Annotated in this window: 17 protein-coding genes and 1 riboswitch; of the genes, 5 read left to right on the top strand and 12 right to left on the bottom strand. The window is 63.4% G+C overall.

Annotated elements, in window-relative coordinates:
* Positions 1–14: 14 nt before the first annotated feature.
* Positions 15–782, bottom strand: a complete 768-nt coding sequence (mlaE, locus tag OYT13_RS22900) for a lipid asymmetry maintenance ABC transporter permease subunit MlaE (protein ID WP_017231779.1) — start codon at positions 780–782, stop codon at positions 15–17.
* Positions 779–1,573: an ATP-binding cassette domain-containing protein gene (locus OYT13_RS22905; RefSeq protein ID WP_017231778.1), complete on the bottom strand. Its 795-nt coding sequence runs from the start codon at positions 1,571–1,573 to the stop codon at positions 779–781. The genes mlaE and OYT13_RS22905 overlap by 4 nt, the downstream gene beginning before the upstream one ends.
* Before the next feature lie 425 nt (positions 1,574–1,998).
* Here OYT13_RS22905 and OYT13_RS22910 point away from each other — a divergent pair, with 425 nt between their 5' ends.
* On the top strand, positions 1,999–2,433 hold the full coding sequence (locus tag OYT13_RS22910) for a GNAT family N-acetyltransferase (protein ID WP_327198131.1): 435 nt from the start codon (positions 1,999–2,001) through the stop codon (positions 2,431–2,433).
* A 20-nt stretch (positions 2,434–2,453) separates the two neighbouring features.
* Here the strand turns inward: OYT13_RS22910 and OYT13_RS22915 are convergent, their stop codons facing one another.
* The 4 genes from OYT13_RS22915 to OYT13_RS22930 all read right to left on the bottom strand — a co-directional run bounded on the left by OYT13_RS22915 (position 2,454) and on the right by OYT13_RS22930 (position 5,902).
* A complete protein-coding gene (locus tag OYT13_RS22915; RefSeq protein WP_261939640.1) occupies positions 2,454–3,647 on the bottom strand; it encodes a thiamine phosphate synthase in 1,194 nt (397 codons plus the stop codon).
* Positions 3,648–3,711: 64 nt separating this feature from the next.
* Positions 3,712–4,557: a thiazole synthase gene (locus OYT13_RS22920; protein WP_150563307.1), complete on the bottom strand. Its 846-nt coding sequence runs from the start codon at positions 4,555–4,557 to the stop codon at positions 3,712–3,714.
* Between the two features lies 1 nt (position 4,558).
* Positions 4,559–4,756, bottom strand: coding sequence for a sulfur carrier protein ThiS (gene thiS / locus OYT13_RS22925; protein ID WP_017235755.1), 198 nt, complete (start codon positions 4,754–4,756; stop codon positions 4,559–4,561).
* Positions 4,757–4,771: 15 nt separating this feature from the next.
* Positions 4,772–5,902, bottom strand: a complete 1,131-nt coding sequence (locus tag OYT13_RS22930) for an FAD-dependent oxidoreductase (protein WP_017235756.1) — start codon at positions 5,900–5,902, stop codon at positions 4,772–4,774.
* Positions 5,903–6,095: 193 nt separating this feature from the next.
* Positions 6,096–6,225, bottom strand: a riboswitch (TPP riboswitch).
* A gap of 254 nt (positions 6,226–6,479) precedes the next feature.
* Between OYT13_RS22930 and OYT13_RS22935 the strand changes: the two genes are divergently transcribed.
* Positions 6,480–8,264, top strand: a complete 1,785-nt coding sequence (locus OYT13_RS22935) for an ABC transporter ATP-binding protein/permease (protein ID WP_026132326.1) — start codon at positions 6,480–6,482, stop codon at positions 8,262–8,264.
* Here OYT13_RS22935 and OYT13_RS22940 read toward each other — a convergent pair.
* From OYT13_RS22940 to OYT13_RS22960, 5 genes are all read right to left on the bottom strand, one after another.
* Complete coding sequence (locus OYT13_RS22940) at positions 8,261–9,163, bottom strand: SMP-30/gluconolactonase/LRE family protein (protein WP_268566987.1); 903 nt, start codon at positions 9,161–9,163, stop codon at positions 8,261–8,263. The two genes, OYT13_RS22935 and OYT13_RS22940, sit on opposite strands and share 4 nt — an antisense overlap.
* The gene (locus OYT13_RS22945) at positions 9,160–9,984 is read right to left on the bottom strand and encodes an NAD-dependent epimerase/dehydratase family protein (protein ID WP_150610059.1); all 825 of its coding nucleotides are present in this window, start codon (positions 9,982–9,984) and stop codon (positions 9,160–9,162) included. The genes OYT13_RS22940 and OYT13_RS22945 overlap by 4 nt, the downstream gene beginning before the upstream one ends.
* 495 nt (positions 9,985–10,479) lie before the next feature.
* A complete protein-coding gene (locus OYT13_RS22950; RefSeq protein ID WP_268566988.1) occupies positions 10,480–11,946 on the bottom strand; it encodes a glutamate synthase subunit beta in 1,467 nt (488 codons plus the stop codon).
* Between the two features lie 96 nt (positions 11,947–12,042).
* Positions 12,043–16,737: a glutamate synthase-related protein gene (locus OYT13_RS22955; protein ID WP_150563391.1), complete on the bottom strand. Its 4,695-nt coding sequence runs from the start codon at positions 16,735–16,737 to the stop codon at positions 12,043–12,045.
* Positions 16,738–17,157: 420 nt separating this feature from the next.
* Entirely contained in the window at positions 17,158–17,859 is a 702-nt protein-coding gene (locus OYT13_RS22960; protein WP_268566989.1) for a transposase, read from the bottom strand.
* A gap of 197 nt (positions 17,860–18,056) precedes the next feature.
* Here OYT13_RS22960 and OYT13_RS22965 point away from each other — a divergent pair, with 197 nt between their 5' ends.
* The 3 genes from OYT13_RS22965 (at position 18,057) to OYT13_RS22975 (ending at position 20,617) form a co-directional block, all read left to right on the top strand.
* Positions 18,057–18,905: an OmpW/AlkL family protein gene (locus OYT13_RS22965; protein WP_017235762.1), complete on the top strand. Its 849-nt coding sequence runs from the start codon at positions 18,057–18,059 to the stop codon at positions 18,903–18,905.
* A gap of 267 nt (positions 18,906–19,172) precedes the next feature.
* The gene (locus OYT13_RS22970; RefSeq protein ID WP_017235763.1) at positions 19,173–19,922 is read left to right on the top strand and encodes an OmpW/AlkL family protein; all 750 of its coding nucleotides are present in this window, start codon (positions 19,173–19,175) and stop codon (positions 19,920–19,922) included.
* A 317-nt stretch (positions 19,923–20,239) separates the two neighbouring features.
* Entirely contained in the window at positions 20,240–20,617 is a 378-nt protein-coding gene (locus tag OYT13_RS22975; protein WP_017235764.1) for a DUF883 family protein, read from the top strand.
* 144 nt (positions 20,618–20,761) lie between these two features.
* On the opposite strand, the gene OYT13_RS22980 is transcribed toward OYT13_RS22975, so the two are convergent.
* Positions 20,762–21,898, bottom strand: a complete 1,137-nt coding sequence (locus OYT13_RS22980; protein WP_017235765.1) for a deoxyguanosinetriphosphate triphosphohydrolase — start codon at positions 21,896–21,898, stop codon at positions 20,762–20,764.
* Positions 21,899–21,906 lie beyond the last annotated feature (8 nt).

Consider the following 21,906-nt stretch of genomic DNA (forward strand, 5'->3'; position numbering starts at 1 on the left):
GGCACGCAGGCCCGTTAGCTGAACATCAGGGCCGTGAGCAGGAAGTCGAGACCGAGTACCGCGAGGGACGCCTGCACCACCGTACGGGTGGTCGCACGCGACACGCCCTCTGGCGTCGGCTGCGCCTCGAATCCCTGGTACAGGGCGATAAAGGTGACGGCAATCCCGAACACTACGCTTTTGATGACGCCGTTGGCGACGTCCGACCACACGTCTACGCCGCCTTGCATCTGCGACCAGAACGCGCCGGGGTCCACGCCGATCAACTTCACGCCGACCAGGTAACCGCCAAACACACCCACCGCCGAGAAGATGGCCGCGAGAATCGGCATGGCGATCACGCCTGCCCAGAAGCGGGGGGCCACCACGCGCGCGATCGGATCGATCGCCATCATCTCCATGGCGGTCAATTGCTCCCCTGCCTTCATCAAACCGATTTCGGCGGTGAGCGAGGTTCCAGCGCGTCCCGCGAACAGCAGTGCGGTGACCACCGGCCCCAACTCACGCACCAGTGACAGCGCCACAAGCAGACCCAGCGCCTGTTCCGAGCCGTACCGGTTAAGCGTGTAATAGCCTTGCAGGCCCAGCACGAAGCCGACGAACAGGCCCGAGACCGCAATAATGACGAACGAATAGTTGCCGACGAAATGAATCTGGTCGGTCACCAGACGCGGCCGGCGCAGCATCGCCCCGCTCGACGCGAGCACGCGCCAAAACATTCGCGCACCGTACCCCAGGCGCTCTACGTGACCGCGAACAAAACTACCGAGGGTCGTGATCATGCACGCGCTCCCATCCCAAAATCGTCCGCAAGCGACGGCGCGGGATACTGAAATTTTACGGGCCCGTCCGGTTGCGCATCGATGAACTGGCGCACCGTCGGGTCATTCGAGGCTCGCAGCGCCTCCGGCGTCCCCTCGGCACCGATGCGCCCTTCGCTAATGAAATAGATGTAGTCGGCGATGGCAAAGGTCTCCGTCACATCATGCGAAACAATAATGGACGTGGCGCCCAGCGCGTCGTTGAGCTTGCGGATCAGATTCGCGGTGATACCCAACGAGATCGGGTCGAGCCCAGTGAACGGCTCGTCGTACATGATGAGGTCCGGGTCCAGCGCCATCGTGCGTGCCAGTGCCACACGTCGCGCCATGCCGCCCGAAATCTCGGCCGGCTTCATGTCGCGTGCGCCGCGCAGGCCCACGGCGTTGAGCTTCATCAGCACGAGGTCGCGAATGAGCGCATCGTCGAGCCGGGTGTGTTCGCGCAGCGGAAACGCCACGTTGTCGAACACCGTCATGTCGGTAAAGAGCGCACCGAACTGGAACAACATGCCCATGCGACGCCGCAAGCGGTACCAGCCAGCGTGGTCGAGCGATGCGACATCGGTCCCGTCGAATTCGACGGTGCCGCGGCTGGCATGGACGAGCCCGCCGATCAGGCGCAGCACGGTCGTCTTGCCGCAGCCGGACCCCCCCATCACCCCAACGACTTTGCCGCGGGGGAACCGCATATTCAACCCGGAAAGCACCAATCGTTCGCCATAACCAAAGCTGACGTCGCGCAATTCGAGCAAATTTTCCGGATTCGGGATAGGCACGTTTCGGGTCTTATAGTGCGGCGCAAAACGCCAATTATAGGGGGGAATGCCGATTGATGCCGCCCAACGGCGATGGACGAAATCGAGGATTGGCGCTGCCCCGCGGCATTCTACAGGGCCGGCGTCCATTCGCCTTGTCGCGCGCCGACCGGCACAACGAACAAAAAACGTAACGCCAGCAAGGACTTATCGAGACCTCGGGGGTGTCGGGTGTTGCGCCGTTGCTACAATACGCCGTTTCACGCAATAAATCGTTGACCCCGATGCCCCGCGCCCCCCAAACGCCTTTCCATCCCCTTCTGCCGCAAGATACGGAGACGATCGAATTTCGGATTCGTCCGATGCAATCCTGCGATATTCCCCAAGTCCTGACGGTACAGGCAGCAGCGTATGTCGGTCCGATGCGTGAGTCGGAAGCGACATTGGCCTCACGTCATGCGCTGTCGCCGTCAACGTGTTGGGTTGCGGAGGGAACAGGCCCAACGGATACGTCCGTGGTCGGCTATCTACTGACACACCCGTGGCGCATGGCCGCCCCGCCGCCACTGGACACCATCCTCAAGGCCCTGCCTGACGCGGCCGACTGCTGGTACGTGCACGACATGGCGCTGCTCCCTCGCACGCGCGGCGCGGGCGTGGCTTGCCAACTCTACGCGGCGGCTCTGGCGGTGGCACGGTCGTCAGGATTGCGCGCGTCGGCCCTCGTGGCGGTGCAGCAATCGCAGGGGTTCTGGGCGCGCTTCGGTTATGCCGCAACGAGCGATGCCTCGCCGCAGATGGCCGCGAAGTTGGCCGGATACGGCGACGGCGCCATGTTCATGACGCGCACGCTATAACAGGCTGCGCGCGGCAAACATCACGCGCGTTGCGCGAACGCCTGCTGCATTCCCTTCACCGCCGCCGCCACATCGACGGCCTGCGTGACGGCTCGCACCACGGCCGCGCTGGTCACCCCGGTGTCGAGCACTTGCCCGAGATTGTCCGCATCGATGCCGCCAATGGCGACAAGCGGATAGTGCGGCGCGATGAGCTTCACGTACCGCGCCAACTTCGCGAGTCCCTGCGGGGCGGTCGCGATCACTTTGGTGGTTGTCGGAAACACGGCCCCCACGGCCAGATAGCTGGGCCGGAAGTGATGCGCCGCCAGCATCTCGTAATAGCCGTGCGTGCTGATGCCCAGGCGCATGCCGGTCGCAAACAGCGCCGCGACCTCGTCGGCGGAAAGCGCCGCCATATCTTCCTGTCCGAGGTGCACGCCATAGGCACCCGCTTGCGCGGCTTCGCGCCAATGGTCGTTGATGAACCAGGCACTGTCGTGCATCACGCGCCGCCCGGCCGCCACCGTCCGTTCGATCTCAGAGCGCAGCGTCGGATCCGCGGGATCCTTGATCCGCAACTGCACGGTGCCGACCTGAAGATCGGCCATGCGCTCGCAAGCACCGGCATCTGGCAGCACCGGATACAGACCGAGGCGTGACGGGCAGGCCGGGAACCGGCCGGGTGACGGCACTTGGCCGAGCACGACCGGGAAGGTTTCGAGCACCGTCGGCCATGCCCCGAGCGTGTCGGCATCGGCCGCGCGCGCGTGGCTGCCGTCGGTGCGCCATGCGCGCGCGAGCACGAGCGCGTCGTGTGGGGCGAATCCGCAGTCGAGGAACGCAGCGAACGCGGGGAAGAAGGCCGGATCGTCCGCGCCCGCAACGCGATAAACGGTGTCGTGCGTGTACAAGGTGTCTTCCACCTGTCCCGCCGCCAGCGCCCGCGAGCAAAGGACAACGGCGTGCGCCGCCCGCCATGCGTCGATCTGCACGGTGGCTTCGGTTCCGGGAGCGCCCTGCGGCGAGAGCGGCCACCAGACCACGTCCCCAGCCCCCGCGCGGTCCGGCGTCTGCGCGTGCACACGCCAACTTGGCGTAGCGGGGTCGTCCGGCCACGGCGCGAGGCGCGCGCGGATGCCGGCGGCGGCCTGTTGCCATGCTGTGGCGAGGGGTGCGTTAGCCGGCAGGCATTGCACGTGAGACAGGGTGGCGCCGCCGCTATGCGTCGTCATGAAGCTTCCCGGTGGGTCAGGCGGTGCGAGGTTGCGGTGGAATTCAAGCGCGTCTCCTCGGGGATCACGCGCCCGACTGATGCCAGAACGGCACCCCGACGACCGGCGTGCTGGCTTCGGCGCTCTCGCGCTCGGCCATCGGTCCGGCGAGCCACGCCGCGCGGCCCGCCTTGATCGCGGCGGCGAACGCGCCGGCCATCTCCACCGGCTGGGCGGCAAGCGCCACGGCCGTGTTGAGCAACACGCCGTCGAAGCCCCACTCCATCACCTGACACGCGTGCGACGGCAGACCGAGCCCGGCATCGACGATAAGCGGCGTATCCGGCAGACGGTCGCGCAGCAGTCGCAGGCCGTACGGATTGATCACGCCCTTGCCAGTGCCGATCGGCGCACCCCAGGGCATCAGCGCCTGACAGCCCACGTCGAGCAAGCGACGGCACAGCACCAGGTCTTCCGTGCAATACGGCAGCACCTTGAAGCCGTCGCGAATCAGTTGTTCGGCGGCCGTCACCAGACCGAACGGGTCGGGCTGAAGCGTGTAGTCGTCGCCAATCAGTTCGAGCTTGATCCAGTCGGTCTCGAAGACTTCGCGCGCCATTTGCGCCGTCGTCACCGCTTCCTGCACCGAGTGGCAACCCGCTGTATTGGGCAGCACCGGCACCGCGAGACGGCGCAGCGTTTCCCAGAAATGGCCTTCCGACGCCTGCGCCCCGGTGCCCGAGAGTTGCCGGCGCAACGCCACCGTCACCATGCCCGGGCGGGCGGCGTCGATGGAATCATTGAGCGCCTGCAGCGACGGGTAGCGCGCCGTGCCGAGCAGGAAGCGACTGCCGAAGCGCGTGTCATACAGCGTGAGCGCGTCGCGCACGCTGCCTGCGGCCACGTTGGCCGATTCGGTGAATGCGTTCATGTCAGCCTCCGGCCACCGGTTGCACTACATCGATTTTGTCGCCATGCGCGAGCGCGCGGGCGGCATATTGCGTCTTGGGCACGAACTGCCCGTTGATCGCCGCGGCGAACGGCGGCTTGGCGCCGTAGGCGGCGAGCGCCTCGGCCAGCGTCGCCGCCTCGGCCACGCTCAGTGTCTGTTGATTGATATGAATATCCATGGTGTCCCTCCCCTCTCATGCACGACGGAACAGGTCCGGCCACGGCCGGCTGGCTCGCCACATCTCCCAGTCGAACGCGTGCCCAAGGCCCACTCGCGCGCTCGTCGCTTGCATCAATGCCTGCGCCAGCGCGCACGCCTCTCCCGTGACCGCCGGCGCGAGCAAATAACCGTGCCGGTACAAACCGTTCACGCGCAGCACCCGCGCACCGTCCCACTGCACCCGCGGCAGATGGTCGGGCAATGCCGGACGGCAGTTGACATTCAGCTCGACAATGCGCGCCTCGCCGAACGCCGGGTTCAGCGAATGGGCCGCCGAGAGCAGTTCGAGCGCGGAGCGCACGGTCATCGGCGACATATCTTCCGACTCGAGTTCGGTCGCGCCGATCACATACAGATCGTTTTCCTTGGGCGCGATATAGATCGGATAGCGCGGATGCAGCAACCGCACCGGCCGGCGCAGCCCAATGCCCGGCGCGTGAATTCGCACCACCTCACCCCGCACACCGCGCAATTGCGTGAGCGCGGCACGCGCGCCCAGCCCGCGGCAATCGACGACCAGACCGGCGTCCGGATACGCGCCCTCGGCGATCTCGGTATGCCAATGCAGCGCCGCCCCCGCCTTAGCAAGACCTGCCGCCAGCGCGCGCAACAGTTGCCGGTTGTCGAGCTGGCCCTCGTTCGGCAGCCACCAGCCTTCCTGAAACCGTCCGGCCAGCGCCGGCTCGACCTCGGCCAATTGCGCGCCCGACACGCGGCGCACACCGTCACGCAGCAAGGCCGGTGGGGCATTGGCGCGCATGCGTCGGTCGAACATCACCGCCTCGGCGCGATCGGGCTGGTGCCACACGACCAGCGTGCCGTTGCGTTGGAAGAAGACGTGTTCGGGCAGGCCGTCGATCAATGCCGGCCAACGTTCCAGGCCGACGGCGCCCATCTCGACGATGCTCGGCTCGGCCACGGCCGCTTCGGCCAAGGGCGCGAGCATGGCCGCTGCCACCCAGCCGGCAGCCGACGACCCGTCGGCATCGCCACGCTCGTAGAGCGCCACGCGTGCGCCGGCACGAATCAGTTGCCACGCCAGCAGACGCCCGGACAGGCCGCCGCCGAGCACGGCGACGTCGGGACGCGAAGTGGAAGCGCTCATACGCGTTCTGCCGCGCAAGCCGGGACGGCGCGCAGGCACTCGAAAGCAGGCAAAGGATGACTCGCGAGCGGAATCTCGGAAGTCGTTGCGGCGAAAACCGCAGGGATAAGCGCAGGAATCTGCGGAAGGCAGCGCATGGGGTCCTTTCCTCATGAAAGCAAAAGGACGAAACGGTGTTGAACACCTTACCCCACTGGAGTAGTCGGAAACTTCCCACGCCGGTATTACCCGGGTCGGGTGCAAAGGGTCTCTCTCAGCCCCGCGTCGTATGGTTACGCATGGTCAACACCTGCGTTCGACACGGAGCACCCCTGTTTCGCCCGCAGCCATTACAACATAGATGCCGATGCCCGTGCAAGCCGGGGCATCGGACGATTGCACGCGCGATGCGTCTCGTTTTTTGACGAATCCCCCGGGCCGTGTAACCCCACGTAAACTGAAAACCGACGTGACAAGCGCCCCCAATCCGAAAATTGTGCAACGCACCCGCCGGAACTGCGGTCAAATGGGCCGTCGACCCTAATAACACGTTGCATTTCCGCGGCAACCCCGCCAGACGATCATGGCCCACACGCCGATGTCTTCCCCGCCTCCCGAGGCGCCGCCCGCCGGCAACCCGGCCGTCCCTGCCCCCAAGCCACCGAAGCACCCCACTGCGTGGCAGTTGATCCGGCCCTACTGGGCCTCGGAGAAGCGCTGGGAGGGCCGTCGGTTGCTCGCACTCGTCGTGGCGCTCAATCTTGCCGTCGTGTTCATCAACGTACGACTGAATGCGTGGAACGCCGGCTTCTATGACGCGCTCGACAAGCGCGATTGGCCCATCTTCAAGTCGTCGCTGATCGAATTCGCGGTACTCGCATTCAGCTTCATCGTCATTGCGACGTTCCGCACCTACTTCCGCCAGATGCTCGAAATTCGCTGGCGGCAGTGGGTCACCGATGCCAACCTGTCGAAGTGGTTCTCGCATCAAGCCTATTACCGCATCGAGCGCGACCATCTGGCGGACAACCCGGACCAACGTATTTCGGAAGACATCCGCACGCTGGTCAGCGCATCGCTGGCGCTGTCGCTCGATTTGCTCACGACGCTGGTCTCGCTGTTTTCGTTCATCACCATTCTCTGGACGATCTCAGGCGCCGTGTCATTTGTGCTGGGCGGCATGAACGTGACGATTCCCGGCTACATGGTCTGGGTCGCGGCGCTCTACGCCCTGGTGGGATCGTTCTTCATCTTCAAGGTCGGTCGGCCACTCGTGGGGCTGAGCTATCGTCAGCAGCAGGTGGAAGCGGATTTCCGCTTTCTGCTGGTGCGTCTGCGCGAGTCGGCGGAGCAGGTCGCGCTCTATCGCGGTGAAGGCGCTGAATTGTCGCGCCTGACGTCGGCCTTCGGGGCCGTGCGCGACAACTGGTGGCAGATCATGGTCGTGACGAAACGGCTGATCTTCGCGAATTCGATCTACGGGCAGATCGCCATCGTGTTCCCGATCATGGCGGCCGCACCGCGCTACTTCGCCGGCGCGTTCACGCTCGGCGTGCTCATGCAGATCATCGGTGCGTTCGGGCAAGTGAGCGACGGTTTTTCGTGGTTCGTGAACAGCTTCTCGACGTTGGCCGACTGGAAAGCGACGATCAACCGGCTGCGCGAATTCACGCGCGTGATCGACGCACCGCCACAAGCACCGAGCACCGGTGGCATTGCGCTCGTGACGACCGCCCATTCGCCCTCGGCAGCCTTCACGGCCACCGATCTTCGCCTGGCGCTACCCGACGGTGCACCGCTCGCGGTCGCCGGGTCGTTTGCCTTTGCGCCTGGCTCGCGATGGCTCATCCGTGGCCGCTCGGGCTGCGGCAAGAGCACCATGCTGCGCGCGTTCGCCGGCCTGTGGCCGTTCGGCAGCGGACGCATCGAAGTTCCCGCCGACGCCCGCGTGCTGTTCCTGTCACAACAAAGCTATTTGCCGATCGACACACTGAAGGCGGCCCTGGCCTTTCCTTCGCATGCCGATACTTTTACCGACGACGAATGCCGAGACGTGCTCAGCGCCGTCAACCTCGAGCAGTATCGTGACGAGTTACTGACCGTCGCTCACTGGGCCCGCCGCTTGTCCGGCGGCGAGCAACAACGGCTCGCCACCGCGCGCGCCTTGCTGCAAAAGCCGGATTATCTGTTCCTCGACGAAGCGACCAGTGCGCTCGACGTAGAAACCGAGGAGGCGGTGTATGAAGCGCTGCATGCGCGCCTACCGGGCACCACGATGGTCAGCGTGGCCCATAGGGAAACGCTCGGCCGCTTCCATCAACACACCATGACGCTGCATGCCGCGGGCGACGTCGCGCCGCCACGGGTGGTCGACGCGGCCTAGCCGGCGTAAGGCACCTCCGGCAATCCCTGCGCGCCGCAACGCACGGCCAACACATGGCCGTCGTGTTCGGTCGCGCCGGTTGCCGGACGAATCGACGTAACAAACAACGTGTCGAAGTCGCGCCCGCCGAACGCGCACATCGACGGCTTCGACACCGGCAGCACGATCTCGCGGTCCAGCACGCCTGCGGGCGTGAAGCGAAGCAAGCGGCTACCGTCGTTGGCGCACGTCCAGTAAGCGCCGTCGGCATCGACGGCCGCGCCGTCCGGACGGCCAGGATAGTCATTCATGTCGACGAACAGCCGCTGCCCGCTGATCGCACCGCACTCGGCATCGAAGTCGAACGCCCACACGCGGCGGCGCGTCGGATGCGAATCGCTCAGGTACATCGTGCGGCTGTCCGGCGAGAAGCCCAAACCGTTCTGCGTCACCAGGCCCTCGACGAGCGGCGCCGACAGACGGCCGTGCGTGTCGAAACAGAAGAGCGCGCCTGCGTCGCTCGCGAGCGACATATCCTGCACCATCGTGCCCGCCCAGAAGCGGCCCTGCCGATCGCAGCGTCCGTCGTTGAAGCGCATGCCCGGCAACGGGAACACCGGCGCGGCCAGTCGCTGCCAATCAGACGCCGCAAGCGTGCCCGGCGGCCCCAGGCGCGCCGCGAACAGCCCAGTCTCGCAGCCCGCCAGCAGCATGCCCGAGGCGTCGAAGGTAAAGCACGCGATCTGCTCGGGGAATGTCCATTGGCGATGATCGCCGTCGGCGGGCGTTACGCGATGCAGTTGCTTCGCGGGGATGTCCACCCAGTAGAGCGCCTGCTCGTCGGCCCGCCACAACGGGCTCTCGCCAACGGCGTGAGGCGTCTGTCGCGACGGTTCGAGCCGTTCGATCGACACCGTCATGCCTTGGGTTCCATCGGCCCCAGCAGCACGAACGGTCCGCCTTGGTAGCGCTGCGTCACATCGTCCATGCGCGGATCGGGCGCCTGCGCCGGAAACAGGCCGGCGAATTCCGCCGAGCTGTCTTGCGCACGGAAGCCAAGAAACGCGGCCTTCGTATTGTCGACCCACAGCGTCGGGTTGTTCGACACGCCGTAGACAATGGCATGGCCCACGCGATTCGTGAACAACGAGCAGCGCACGAGTTCGACGAAATCGCGATAGCTCAGGTATGTCACCATCATGCGCGGATTCTTCGGCTGCTCGAACGACGAGCCGATGCGCAGGCACACGGTCTCCAGACCGAAGCGATCGAAGTAGTAGCGGGACAGGTCTTCACCGAAACATTTCGAGATACCGTACATGCTGTCCGGACGGTGCGGCGCGTCGACATCGAGCACTTCCGTCACGGGATGGAAACCCACCGCATGATTCGAGCTGGCGTAGACGATGCGCTTCACCCCCTGCTTCTGCGCCGCGCTATAGACGTTGTACATGCCGAGAATATTGGCTTGCATGATGTCGTCGAACGGCGCCTCGACGGAGATGCCGCCCAGATGCACCAGCGCGTCGACGCCTTCGAGCAGCGCGTGCACGGCGGCGCGATCCGCGAGGTCGACCTGCATGGCTTCTTCGTGCGGCGCATCAGCCGTGAGCGGCACGATGTCGCTCACGCGCACGATATCCGCCCACTCGGCGAGCTTGCCGCGCAGTTGTTTGCCAAGATTGCCCGCTGCGCCGGTCAGCAGCAGACGGCGGAAGGGTTTGCCGGATGTCTGGCTCATATCAGTCCTTGTTCGTCGGTAGATCGCAGTGCATGCGACGACGCCTTGCCACAACAAACCCGGCGCCGCGTCGGCGCGCCCGACGCTCATCGAAAACGTGGGGGTCGCATGGAGAGGCATCCTACGTCAGACGATGTACGATGACAATGGCCAATTGGTCGGTTTACGGAGAATCCCTAGTATTTCACTCGATGCCTTGCATCGACGCGACAAGCCTTATATTCATTGGCGCCCACCTATACCAGGGGTGTTTCCCTGAAGGCCGATGACGCAAGATCGGCCATGTCATATGACATCTTATATTTATCGATCTTGTGCATGTCCCGGTCGCCCGAATACCGTGCAAACAAAGACACGCAAAGCGATCGGGCAAGAAAAAACCGCCCGGACGTTGTCGCCCGGACGGTTTCTTCACGGCAACGCAGAGACCTACCTCCGCGCCCCTCCTCTCAACCCCGTATTTGTGGTTTTGGCAGGCATTACTCTTTCACGCGCTCAGCGCGGCAGTTCCGAGTAGCCCATCAGGAACTCGTCCACCGCACGGGCGCACTGACGGCCTTCGCGAATCGCCCACACCACCAGCGACTGACCGCGACGCACGTCACCGGCCGCGAACACCTTCGGCAGGTTCGTCGTGTAGGCGCGCTCGCCTTCGGTCGAGGCACGCACGTTGCCGCGCGCGTCCTTGTCCACGCCGAACGCGTCGAGCACGGTCTGCAACGGCGACACGAAGCCCATCGCGAGCAGCACCAGGTCGGCCTTGAGTTCGAATTCCGAGCCCGGCACTTCCTGCATTTTGCCGTCCTTCCATTCGAGACGCACGGCAATCAGCTTCTCGACCTTGCCGTTTTTGCCTTCGAAGCGCTTCGTTGCCACCGACCAGTCACGCTCGCAACCCTCTTCGTGGCTCGACGATGTACGCAGCTTGGTCGGCCAGTACGGCCACACCATCGGCTTGTTTTCCTGCTCGGGCGGCTGCGGCAGCAGTTCGAACTGCGTCACGCTCTTTGCGCCGTGACGGTTCGACGTGCCCACGCAGTCGGAACCGGTATCACCGCCCCCGATCACGATCACCTGCTTGCCCGTGGCCAACAACTGGTTGGCCAGCTTGTCGCCCGCATTGACCTTGTTCTGCTGGGGCAGGAATTCCATCGCGTAATGGATGCCTTCCAGCTCGCGCCCCGGCACCGGCAGATCGCGCGGCTGTTCTGCACCGCCCGCGATCACCACGGCGTCGAATTGCGCCTGCAACTGCTCCGGCGAGATCGTCTCTTTGGAGAAGTTGTTGACGTGGGCTTCCGGCGCGTCCTTGCCGACGTAGACACCCGTGCGGAACGTCACGCCCTCGGCTTCCATCTGGCGCATGCGGCGATCGATCAGCCACTTCTCCAGTTTGAAGTCGGGAATGCCGTAGCGCAGCAGTCCGCCCACACGGTCGTTCTTTTCGAACACGGTGACGTCGTGACCGGCGCGCGCAAGTTGCTGCGCCACGGCCATGCCCGCCGGGCCCGAGCCGACGACGGCGACCGTCTTGCCGGTCTTGTGCTTCGCGGGCTGCGGTTCGACCCAGCCTTCGCTCCACGCCTTGTCGATGATCGCGTGTTCGATCGACTTGATGCCCACCGCATCGCTGTTGATGTTCAGCGTACAGGCGGCTTCACACGGCGCCGGGCAGATACGGCCCGTGAACTCGGGGAAGTTGTTCGTCGAGTGCAGCACCGCGATGGCCGACTTCCAGTCCTGGCGATACACCAGGTCGTTGAAGTCGGGAATGATGTTGTTGACCGGGCAACCGTTGGTGCAGAACGGAATGCCGCAGTCCATGCAGCGCGCGCCCTGCACCTTTGCCTGCTCGTCGGAGAGCGCGAGCACGAACTCCTTGTAATGCTTTACGCGTGCCAGCGGTGCTTCGTAAGACTCGCCCTGGCGCTCGAATTCGAGAAAACCTGTGACCTTGCCCATGTTTCTTCAGTCGGAAAGTTTTGTGGTTACCGTGCCTCACCCGCGCGCGGCACGCCATCGGGGCCCTCACCCCGTGGCGCCGCCGCGCTAGCGGCTTCAGGCCGCCAGTGCTTGTTTTTCGTTGGCCTTGGCCATATCGCCGAGGGCCCGCTTGTATTCGCTCGGGAACACCTTCACGAACTTGCGGCGCGCGCCGTCCCAGTCTTCGAGCAGCGCCTTGGCGCGCGTCGAGCCCGTGAACTGGAAGTGACGCTCGATCAGCTCGCGCAGTTGCGCCTCGTCGGTCTGGCCGCGATGCCACAATCCCTGGCTCACCGTGCGCTCCTGCTCGCCGTGCGGCAGCACCGGGTCGAGAGCGACCATCGCGGTGTTGCACTTGGCGGCGAACGTGCCGTCAGCGTCGTACACGTAGGCCACACCGCCCGACATCCCCGCCGCGAAGTTACGCCCGGTCTCGCCCAACACGACCACCGTACCGCCGGTCATGTATTCGCAACCGTGGTCGCCTGAGCCTTCCACCACGGCGGTGGCGCCCGAGTTCCGCACGCAGAAGCGTTCGCCGGCCACGCCATTGAAGAAGGCTTCGCCTTCGATGGCGCCAATCATCACGGTGTTGCCCACGATGATGTTGTCTTCGGCGTTGCCGCGGAAGTCGTTGGTCGGACGCACGATGATGCGCCCGCCCGACAGGCCCTTACCCACATAGTCGTTGCCGTCGCCTACCAGATCGAGCGTGATGCCGCGTGCGAGGAACGCCCCGAAGCTCTGGCCGGCCGTGCCCTTGAGCTGCACGTGGATCGTGTCGTCCGGCAGACCGTCATGGCCGTAACGCCTAGCCACTTCGCCCGAAAGCATTGCGCCGACCGTACGGTTACGGTTGCGCACCGGCTGAATGAACGAGACATGCTCGCCCTTCTCGAGCGCCGGCAGCGCCTTTTCGATGAGCGCGTGATCGAGTGCGGCGGCCAGACCGTGATCTTGCGTTTCGACATGCAGACGCGGTACGTCCGCTTCCATTTCCGGCAGATGGAAGATGCGCGCGAAGTCCAGGCCCTTCGCCTTCCAGTGCTCCACGCCCGCGCGGGTGTTGAGCAGGTCAGCGCGGCCGATCAGATCGTCGAACTTCGAGATGCCCAGTTGCGCCATGATTTCGCGCACTTCTTCGGCCACGAAGAAGAAGTAATTGACCACGTGCTCCGGCTTGCCCTGGAATTTCTTGCGCAACACCGGGTCTTGCGTCGCCACGCCCACCGGGCAGGTGTTCAGGTGGCACTTGCGCATCATGATGCAGCCCTCGACGACGAGCGGCGCCGTCGCGAAGCCGAATTCGTCGGCACCCAGCAGTGCGCCGATCACCACGTCGCGACCGGTCTTCATCTGACCGTCGGCTTGCACACGGATACGACCGCGCAAGCGATTGAGCACCAGCGTCTGTTGCGTCTCGGCCAGGCCCAGCTCCCACGGCGTGCCGGCGTACTTCACCGACGACAGGGGCGAAGCGCCCGTGCCACCGTCGTGACCGGCGATCACCACGTGATCGGCCTTGGCCTTCGCGACACCGGCGGCGACCGTCCCCACGCCCACCTCGGACACGAGCTTCACCGAAATCGACGACGAGGCATTCACGTTCTTCAGATCGTGGATGAGCTGCGCCAGATCTTCGATCGAGTAGATGTCGTGGTGCGGGGGCGGCGAAATCAGGCCGACGCCCGGCACCGAGTAACGCAGCTTGCCGATGTATTCGGTCACCTTGTGACCCGGCAGCTGACCGCCTTCGCCCGGCTTGGCGCCCTGCGCCATCTTGATCTGGATCTGATCGGCCGAGACCAGATAGTCAGCCGTCACGCCGAAGCGGCCCGAGGCCACCTGCTTGATCTTCGAGCGCAGCGAATCGCCATCCTGAAGTTCGATATCGGCCTCGATGACGTCGTGCCCCACGATCGATGCGAGCGATTCGCCCTTCTTGATCGGAATTCCCTTCAGCTCGTTGCGATAACGGCGCGCATCTTCGCCGCCTTCGCCCGTGTTCGACTTGCCGCCGATACGGTTCATGGCAACGGCCAGCGTGGCGTGCGCTTCGGTCGAGATCGAGCCGAGCGACATGGCACCGGTGGCGAAACGCTTCACGATGTCCTTGGCCGATTCAACCTGATCGAGCGGAATCGCGCGCTGCGGATCGACGCGGAACTCGAACAGACCGCGCAACGTCATGTGACGCTTGCTCTGGTCGTTGATGAGGTTCGCGTATTCCTTGTACGTCTGGTACGAGTTCGAACGGGTCGAGTGCTGGAGCTTGGCGATGGCATCCGGCGTCCACATATGGTCTTCGCCACGAATGCGGAACGCGTACTCGCCACCGGCGTCGAGCATGTTTGCGAGCACCGGGTTGTCGCTGAAGGCGTCGCGATGCAGACGCACCGCTTCCTCGGCCACTTCGAAAATGCCGATACCGCCGACGTTCGACGCCGTGCCCTGGAAGTACTTCTTGACCAGTTCCTGCGACAAGCCGATGGCTTCGAAGATTTGCGCGCCGGTGTACGACATGTACGTCGAGATGCCCATCTTCGACATGACCTTGTGCAGGCCCTTGCCGACCGCCTTGACGAAGTGCTTGACCGCCTTCTCGGGCGTGAGGTCGCCACCCTGCTTGCGGGCGATCTGTGCGAGCGTCTCCATCGCGAGGTACGGGTGAACGGCTTCCGCGCCGTAGCCCGCGAGCAATGCGAAGTGGTGCACTTCGCGCGCCGAACCGGTTTCGACCACGAGGCCGGTGCTCGTGCGCAGACCTTGCGCGACCAGATGCTGGTGCACGGCCGAGGTCGCGAGCAGCGCCGGGATGGCGACTTGTTCGCGATTCGTCAGGCGGTCCGACACGATGAGGATGTTGTAGCCCGACTTCACCGCGTCGATGGCTTCGGCGCACAGCGACGCGAGGCGCGCTTCAATGCCTTCCTTGCCCCACGCGACCGGATAGCAGATGTTCAGCTCGTACGAGCGGAATTTGCCCCCGGTGTACTTGTCGATGTGACGGATCTTCGCGATTTCCTTGAAGTCCAGCACCGGCTGCGACACTTCGAGACGCATCGGCGGGTTGATGTTGTTCGTGTCGAGCAGGTTCGGCTTCGGGCCGATGAACGACACCAGCGACATCACCATGTTCTCGCGGATCGGATCGATCGGCGGGTTCGTCACCTGGGCGAACAACTGGCGGAAGTAATGATAGAGCGTCTTGTTCTTGTTGCTCATGACCGCGAGCGGGCTGTCGTTGCCCATCGAGCCCACGGCTTCTTCGCCGTTGATCGCCATCGGCGTCATCAGCAGCTTCACTTCTTCCTGCGTGTAGCCGAAGGCCTGCTGCAAATCGAGCAGCGGCGTGGCCGAATCGTGATGCACACCGGCCTCTTCGACCTTCGGCTCGATCTCGTCGAGCTTGATGCGCACGGCGTCGATCCAGCTCTTGTACGGCTTCGCGTTGGCGAGGTTGTCCTTGAGTTCCTTGTCGTCGATGATGCGGCCCTGCTCCATGTCGATCAGGAACATCTTGCCCGGCTGCAGGCGCCACTTCTTGACGATCTTCGACTCGGGAATCGGCAGCACGCCCGATTCCGAGGCCAGGATGACCATGTCGTCGTCGGTAATCACGAAGCGCGCCGGACGCAGACCGTTACGGTCGAGCGTCGCGCCGATCTGACGACCGTCGGTGAAGGCGATGGCGGCGGGGCCGTCCCACGGCTCCATCATCGCGGCGTGATATTCGTAGAACGCGCGGCGGTTGTCGTCCATCAGTGTGTGCTGCTCCCAGGCTTCCGGGATCATCATCATCACGGCGTGGGCGAGCGGATAGCCGGCCATCGTGAGCATTTCGAGGCAGTTGTCGAACGATGCGGTGTCCGACTGGCCCGGGTAGATCAGCGGCCACAACTTCTGCAGATCGTCGCCGAGCACGGCCGACGAGATCGCGCCCGTGCGGGCGTTGATCCAGTTGACGTTGCCCTTGACGGTGTTGATTTCACCGTTGTGCGCGACCATTCGGTACGGGTGCGCCAGCTCCCATGCCGGGAACGTGTTCGTCGAGAAACGCTGGTGAACGAGGGCGAGCGCCGAGACGGTGCGCGGATCGGCCAGGTCGCGGTAGTAGCGGCCGACCTGGTCGCACAGCAGCAGCCCCTTGTAGACGATCGTGCGCGCCGACATCGACGGCACGAAGTATTCCTTGCCGTGCTTGAGCTTGAGCGCCTGAATGCGATGGCTTGCCGTCTTGCGGATGACGTACAGCTTACGCTCGAGGGCGTCCGTCACCATGATGTCCTGCCCACGGCCGATGAAGATCTGACGGATCACCGGCTCGGTCGCCTTCACGTTGGGCGACATCGGCATGTCGCGATCGATCGCGACGTCGCGCCAACCCAGCACGACTTGCCCCTCGGCCTTCACGGTCCGCTCGAGTTCCTGTTCGCAGGCCAGACGCGACGCGTGTTCCTTCGGCAGAAAGATCATGCCGACACCGTATTCGCCGGCCGGCGGCAGGGTCACGCCTTGCCGGGCCATCTCTTCGCGGTAGAACTGATCGGGAATCTGGAGCAGGATGCCGGCCCCGTCACCCATCAACGGGTCGGCGCCCACGGCACCCCGGTGATCGAGGTTTTCGAGAATCTTCAGGCCCTGCTCGACGATGGCATGACTCTTCACGCCCTTGATGTGGGCCACGAAGCCGACGCCGCAGGCGTCATGTTCGTTGGCCGGGTCGTACATGCCCTGAGCGTCCGGCGCCACGTACGCCTCACCCGGCATCGCTACGGCCGCTGCAATCGGTTGCTGTTTCTTTTCCACGAGTTACACCGTCTCTTGGCGAGGTCGCCGCGCGCATGCTCGTCGCGCTCGACCGGGTTAAGTGGGGGTGGCCGGGTGGGCCAGGACTGCGGATTCGCGCGCGTCGAAGGTCGTTCTTGGGCGTCGCCACAGGGAGCCGACTCAGCGCGCACGCTTTTGCGCATCGCACCAATCGGCCGAAGTTGGAATATACGCCAAGGAATTCACAAAGACAAAACAATTTAATGGGGTCAGATTCGCATTAAAAACCACGCTGATCGAAGGCCCCTTTTTATTAGGGTCAGATTAATTCGATCCGATCTGTGCTCGTCAAAAAATTCTGTGATTTCAAATAGCTGGAGAAAGCGAGGCAGACCGGAACCGGCCTGCGGCCAGCCAGTGTCAGAGCGCGTCCGAGATCGCTTTGCGTGGACGACCGCGCGTGAGAGGACTCACGCGCCGGTTGGCGGTAAGTGACATGCGAGCCTGATAATCGGGCCCGCCGAGCAGCCATCCTTTCTGCGTTGCCGTACGCAATGCGTCAATCTCAGGTGCCGGCAGCGGGATCGAAAACCCCTCGGCGTAGGCACGTTGACGTTCGAACGGTGTATTGCCGAGCGCCCAATACAGCGCGTGGTCCGTGACCAGACTATCGACCGTGAGGCCGACGTGATGGAGGTAACTCGACCATCGGTAATTCCCGGGGGCATCTGCCAGCCCCGCGCGCACCGGGTTGAGCTCGACGTACCGGCTGGCAAGCAGCAGATAGTGTTCCGCTTCGATGACCGTGGCGCGATACCGGCCCTCCCAAAGCGTGCCGGTGCGCTGGTGACGCCGGTTGAAATACAACACGTAGTAGCGACCAACGGCCTGAAGCGTGGCCGGAAGGCTGCGCTCGTCTGCGGGCGTGGCAACCAGATGCAGGTGGTTCGGCATCATGCACCAGGCGTGAATCGCCAGTCCGTTGGCGCGCGCGGCGTCGCGCAACCGGTCGTGAAATACACGCCGGTCCTCGTCGTCGACGAAGATCGCCTGCCGGTTATTGCCGCGCAGAATCACATGCTGCGGTTGGCGTGGAATGAAAAGTCGCGGTAATCGGGCCATGCGGATTCAAATGTAATTCTTTAAAGCTCGATATCACGATCGTCGAGGGAGTTTCATCATAAAAACCCCTTTAAATACTGATATCTAGCCAAACCCCGTTGATTCGTACAAAAGCTCTAGATACGGCGATTGCGCCGTGAAATCCCAAGCGCATAATGCATCGAAAAATAAATAAATAATCTTGGGAGGATAGACAAATGACAACTCGGGCCTATCGGTCCGCGGCGTGCTTGTGCGCGCTCGGACTCTTCGTTTCCCTGGCGCCCACCCGCGCCAGTGCACAACAAGCCGGCGACAACGTCGTCAATCTCGGATGGTTTCACATCGCGCCGCAAGACTCCAGCAAGCCGATGACCACAAGTGTCACCCAGGAAGGGCTCACTCCAAGCCTGGTGCCGTCGAACTTCACGTCCCCCGGAAGCGGAGCGAAGGTCAGTAACGCCGACACGCTCGGCCTCGTCATCACCCACTTTGTCACCGACAACATTGCCGTACAGACGGTTGCCGGCATTCCCGCCAAGTTCAAGCTTACCGGACAAGGCGTGATCGCACCGCCGGGACTGGCCGGCGCGCTCACGAGTATCGACCTTGGCGCGCCACAAAACAATCCGATTGTGCAGAGCGTTCGTCAATGGAGTCCGGCGCTTGTGTTCCAGTATTACTTCGGCCAGGCCAATTCCACCTGGCGCCCGTTTCTGGGGGTCGGTGTGAGTTATACGTTCTTCACGAACGTCAATCTCAATCCGAATTTCGAAGCGGCGTTGAATCAGAATTTCGGCAGCGTGCTCGCGTTCACTTCCGGGCATAACGGGCCGACCACCGTCGAAGCGAAATCGTCGGCGTCGTGGCAACCCGTTTTCAATGCCGGCGTGTCCTATGCCTTCGACAAACACTGGGTCGCCAGCGCCTCGGTTTCTTACGTTCCCCTCAAGACCACCGCGAACATCAAGATCAAGGCGCAGGACGGAACGGTCCTCTCCTCCTCCGACGCCGAGATCAAACTGAACCCGATTGTCACCTTCGTCTCGCTCGGCTACAAGTTCTAGACTCAGCGTGCGGGACGCAGAATGCGTTCGACATATCGGACTCCGCAGTGAAATCCTAAAGGCGTGCCCTGGGCGTCAGGGCGCGCTTTTCGCCCGTCCAGCGCACTTTTCTAGGGGCATTCCATGAGTCGATGCATGGAAACAACACCTTTAGAGCGCGCACTCCAGACTCTTGCTTTCCGCTGCTATGCCCCGTCGGCATAATGGCCCTGAATTTCATTTACCGAAATTCTCGACAATAAAGAATCTTGAGCAGGAGACGAATCGATGAAGTTGAAGCATTTGACGATGGCTGCCGTGGCCACGCTCACGGTGTCCGGGGCCGCGTTTGCACAGCAAGCCGGCGATAACGTTGTCAACCTTGGCTGGTTCCACCTCTCGCCCCAGGTTTCCAGCGATCCACTGAATGTGACCGGATCGAACGTTCCGGGTCTGGCCGCGGCAGTGAATAGCCGACTGGGCAATACGGGTGCCCAAGTCGACGACGCCGACACCGCGGGCCTCACGTTTGCCCACTTCTTTACCGACAACATCGCCGTGGAAGCCGTCACCGGCTTCGCGCCGAAGTTCCGCCTCTACGGACAGGGCAACCTCGCGCTGCCAGGTGGCGGTTCGCTGGCATCGGCCAAGCAGTGGAGCCCGGCCTTGTTGCTGAAGTATTACTTCGGACAGGCAAACGATACATGGCGTCCCTTCGTCGGCCTTGGGGTCAGCTACTTCTGGTATACGAACATTGAACTGACGCCGGGCTTCCAATCGCTGGCCAGCAATGCATTGACGGGCGGCCCAGGCGGCAACACAACGGCCAAGCTCACCAATTCGTGGGCGCCAGTGTTCAACGCGGGTATCAACTACAACATGGACAAGCACTGGACGCTCGCATTCTCCGTGTCGTACATCCCGGTCAGCACCACCGCCAAGCTGACGACCACCCGCGGCCCGATCACCACGACCAGCGAAGCCAAGGTCAAGCTGAACCCGGTGGTCACGTTCCTGTCGCTGGGTTACCGCTTCTAAGTTCCGCGCCAAGCCAGCTTTCCGGCTCACGCCAGCGCTTGCATTCGGTCTGACTTGGCGCAACGAAATCGATTCAAGCCGTCTAGAAAACGCCGCCCCGTGCGGCGTTTTCGTATTTCCGGCCGCGATGTCAGCCCATTCTCACACGATCTTCAGCCAACGCGACGCAACTTTCTTCGTTTCCCGAAAGTCTCTGAAGGTGTACGCACGCGAACGGTCGCGCCATAATGGCCGTTCGCCTCAGGGTTCCACCGGCGCCGTCGTTCCCCGAGTCTGACGGACGCCGCATTTCAATACCACCTCTTGGGAGTCTGAAAATGGGAATTGCCTCGAAAGCGGAAACGGTACTCAACAGCAGCCTCGACGATGCGCGCTTTGCCGGCCGACGTACCGCACGCGCGGCACGTCTGGCGAGTCAGGACGTCTCTTCACGCGTGCGCGATCTGCTCGACGATCTGGACCACGCGCTGTCCAACGCGAAGTCGGCATCGGATATTGAGGCGCTGCGCGCCGAGATCGGCGACAAGCTTCGTGAAGCGCGCAGCGAGTTTGGCGATGCCCGCGCCAACCTGCGCCGTCGCGCCAACGAGGTCTGGGAAGAAGCCGACGGCTATGTCCACGAGCGCCCATGGCAGACCGTTGGCACGGTAGCGGCTGTTGCGCTCGTGCTCGGATTCATTGCGGGACGCAGCTAACTCACTCGCCGGCGGTGCCGTTGTGCACCGGCAGACATCGAACGTGATGCGTCGGGATACCGGCCCTCATCGTCACACGCGAGGTGGCAATAGCGAAACAGCCGGCGAAAGCCGGCTGTTTCGCATCGTCTCCCGAGGCACGCGTCAGAGCGTCGGCTCGATGGTAAAGAGACGGCTGTATTCCTTGATTGCGTAGCGATCCGTCATTCCGGCAATGTAGTGCGCGATCCAGCGTGGCTGATCCGCTGCGTGCTCGGTGCGGTAGTTGGGTGGCAGCAAGCGGGGATCGGCAAGAAACGCGTTGAACAACTCCTGAACGATGCGCTGCGCTTTCGCTGCCATGCGCATCACCAGATAGTGCCGGTAGAGATTCTCGAACAGAAACCGCTTGAGTCGCCCGGCCTGCTCGCGCATCTCGCCGCTAAAGGCCACCAACGGTCCCGCGCCACGCACATCGTCAATGGAGAACGGCGAAGCGTCGGCCACGCGTTGACGCGTGGTCGTGATCAGGTCGACGATCAGCGCATTGATAATCCGTCGCGTCGTTTCGTGCACCAGCCGCCGGCCGGAAATTTCCGGCCATGCAAGCCTCGCCTCGGCGCAATAGCGTTTCCAGAGCGGCACGTCGTCGAGTTGATCGAGCGACAACAGGCCGGAGCGCACACCATCGTCGATATCGTGATTGTTGTAAGCGATCTCGTCCGCAAGATTGGCGATCTGCGCTTCCATCCCAGGCTGCCGCCCCTTCAGAAATCGCTCGCCAAGCTCACCCAGCCCTCTCGCATTCGCGCGCGAACAGTGCTTGAGAATGCCCTCGCGCGTCTCGAAACAGAGGTTCAACCCGTCGAAGCCGCCGTAATGCTCTTCGAGTTCGTCGACAACGACAAGGCTCTGCAGATTGTGCTCAAACCCGCCGTAATCTTGCATGCAGGCGTTGAGTGCGTCCTGCCCGGCGTGACCGAAGGGCGTGTGACCGAGGTCGTGCGCCAGTGCGATCGCCTCGACGAGATCCTCGCTGACGCGCAGATTTCGCGCGATCGACCGGCCGATCTGCGCCACTTCCAGACTGTGTGTCAGGCGCGTGCGAAACAGGTCGCCCTCGTGATTCACGAACACTTGCGTCTTGTATTCGAGCCGGCGGAACGCCGTCGAATGAATGATGCGGTCGCGGTCGCGCTGAAATTCGGTCCGCGTCGTAGGCGCAGGTTCCGCAAACCGCCGTCCGCGTGACGCGCTCGAGCGCGCCGCGTAGGAGGCAAGCGACGCTTCGTAATCGATCATCGCCAGCC

The organism is Pandoraea sp. XJJ-1 (genome assembly GCF_026802345.1).
Classification (GTDB): Bacteria; Pseudomonadota; Gammaproteobacteria; order Burkholderiales; family Burkholderiaceae; genus Pandoraea; species Pandoraea cepalis.

What these genes read in the sequence shown, in the direction of transcription:
- mlaE (WP_017231779.1), bottom strand. Translation starts at nt 782, where the DNA reads ATGATCACGACCCTCGGTAGTTTTGTTCGCGGTCACGTAGAGCGCCTG.
- OYT13_RS22910 (WP_327198131.1), top strand. Translation starts at nt 1,999, where the DNA reads ATGCGTGAGTCGGAAGCGACATTGGCCTCACGTCATGCGCTGTCGCCG.
- OYT13_RS22915 (WP_261939640.1), bottom strand. Translation starts at nt 3,647, where the DNA reads ATGACGACGCATAGCGGCGGCGCCACCCTGTCTCACGTGCAATGCCTG.
- OYT13_RS22920 (WP_150563307.1), bottom strand. Translation starts at nt 4,557, where the DNA reads ATGAACGCATTCACCGAATCGGCCAACGTGGCCGCAGGCAGCGTGCGC.
- thiS (WP_017235755.1), bottom strand. Translation starts at nt 4,756, where the DNA reads ATGGATATTCATATCAATCAACAGACACTGAGCGTGGCCGAGGCGGCG.
- OYT13_RS22930 (WP_017235756.1), bottom strand. Translation starts at nt 5,902, where the DNA reads ATGAGCGCTTCCACTTCGCGTCCCGACGTCGCCGTGCTCGGCGGCGGC.
- OYT13_RS22935 (WP_026132326.1), top strand. Translation starts at nt 6,480, where the DNA reads ATGTCTTCCCCGCCTCCCGAGGCGCCGCCCGCCGGCAACCCGGCCGTC.
- OYT13_RS22940 (WP_268566987.1), bottom strand. Translation starts at nt 9,163, where the DNA reads ATGACGGTGTCGATCGAACGGCTCGAACCGTCGCGACAGACGCCTCAC.
- OYT13_RS22945 (WP_150610059.1), bottom strand. Translation starts at nt 9,984, where the DNA reads ATGAGCCAGACATCCGGCAAACCCTTCCGCCGTCTGCTGCTGACCGGC.
- OYT13_RS22950 (WP_268566988.1), bottom strand. Translation starts at nt 11,946, where the DNA reads ATGGGCAAGGTCACAGGTTTTCTCGAATTCGAGCGCCAGGGCGAGTCT.
- OYT13_RS22955 (WP_150563391.1), bottom strand. Translation starts at nt 16,737, where the DNA reads ATGCCGGGTGAGGCGTACGTGGCGCCGGACGCTCAGGGCATGTACGAC.
- OYT13_RS22960 (WP_268566989.1), bottom strand. Translation starts at nt 17,859, where the DNA reads ATGGCCCGATTACCGCGACTTTTCATTCCACGCCAACCGCAGCATGTG.
- OYT13_RS22965 (WP_017235762.1), top strand. Translation starts at nt 18,057, where the DNA reads ATGACAACTCGGGCCTATCGGTCCGCGGCGTGCTTGTGCGCGCTCGGA.
- OYT13_RS22970 (WP_017235763.1), top strand. Translation starts at nt 19,173, where the DNA reads ATGAAGTTGAAGCATTTGACGATGGCTGCCGTGGCCACGCTCACGGTG.
- OYT13_RS22975 (WP_017235764.1), top strand. Translation starts at nt 20,240, where the DNA reads ATGGGAATTGCCTCGAAAGCGGAAACGGTACTCAACAGCAGCCTCGAC.
- OYT13_RS22980 (WP_017235765.1), bottom strand. Translation starts at nt 21,898, where the DNA reads ATGATCGATTACGAAGCGTCGCTTGCCTCCTACGCGGCGCGCTCGAGC.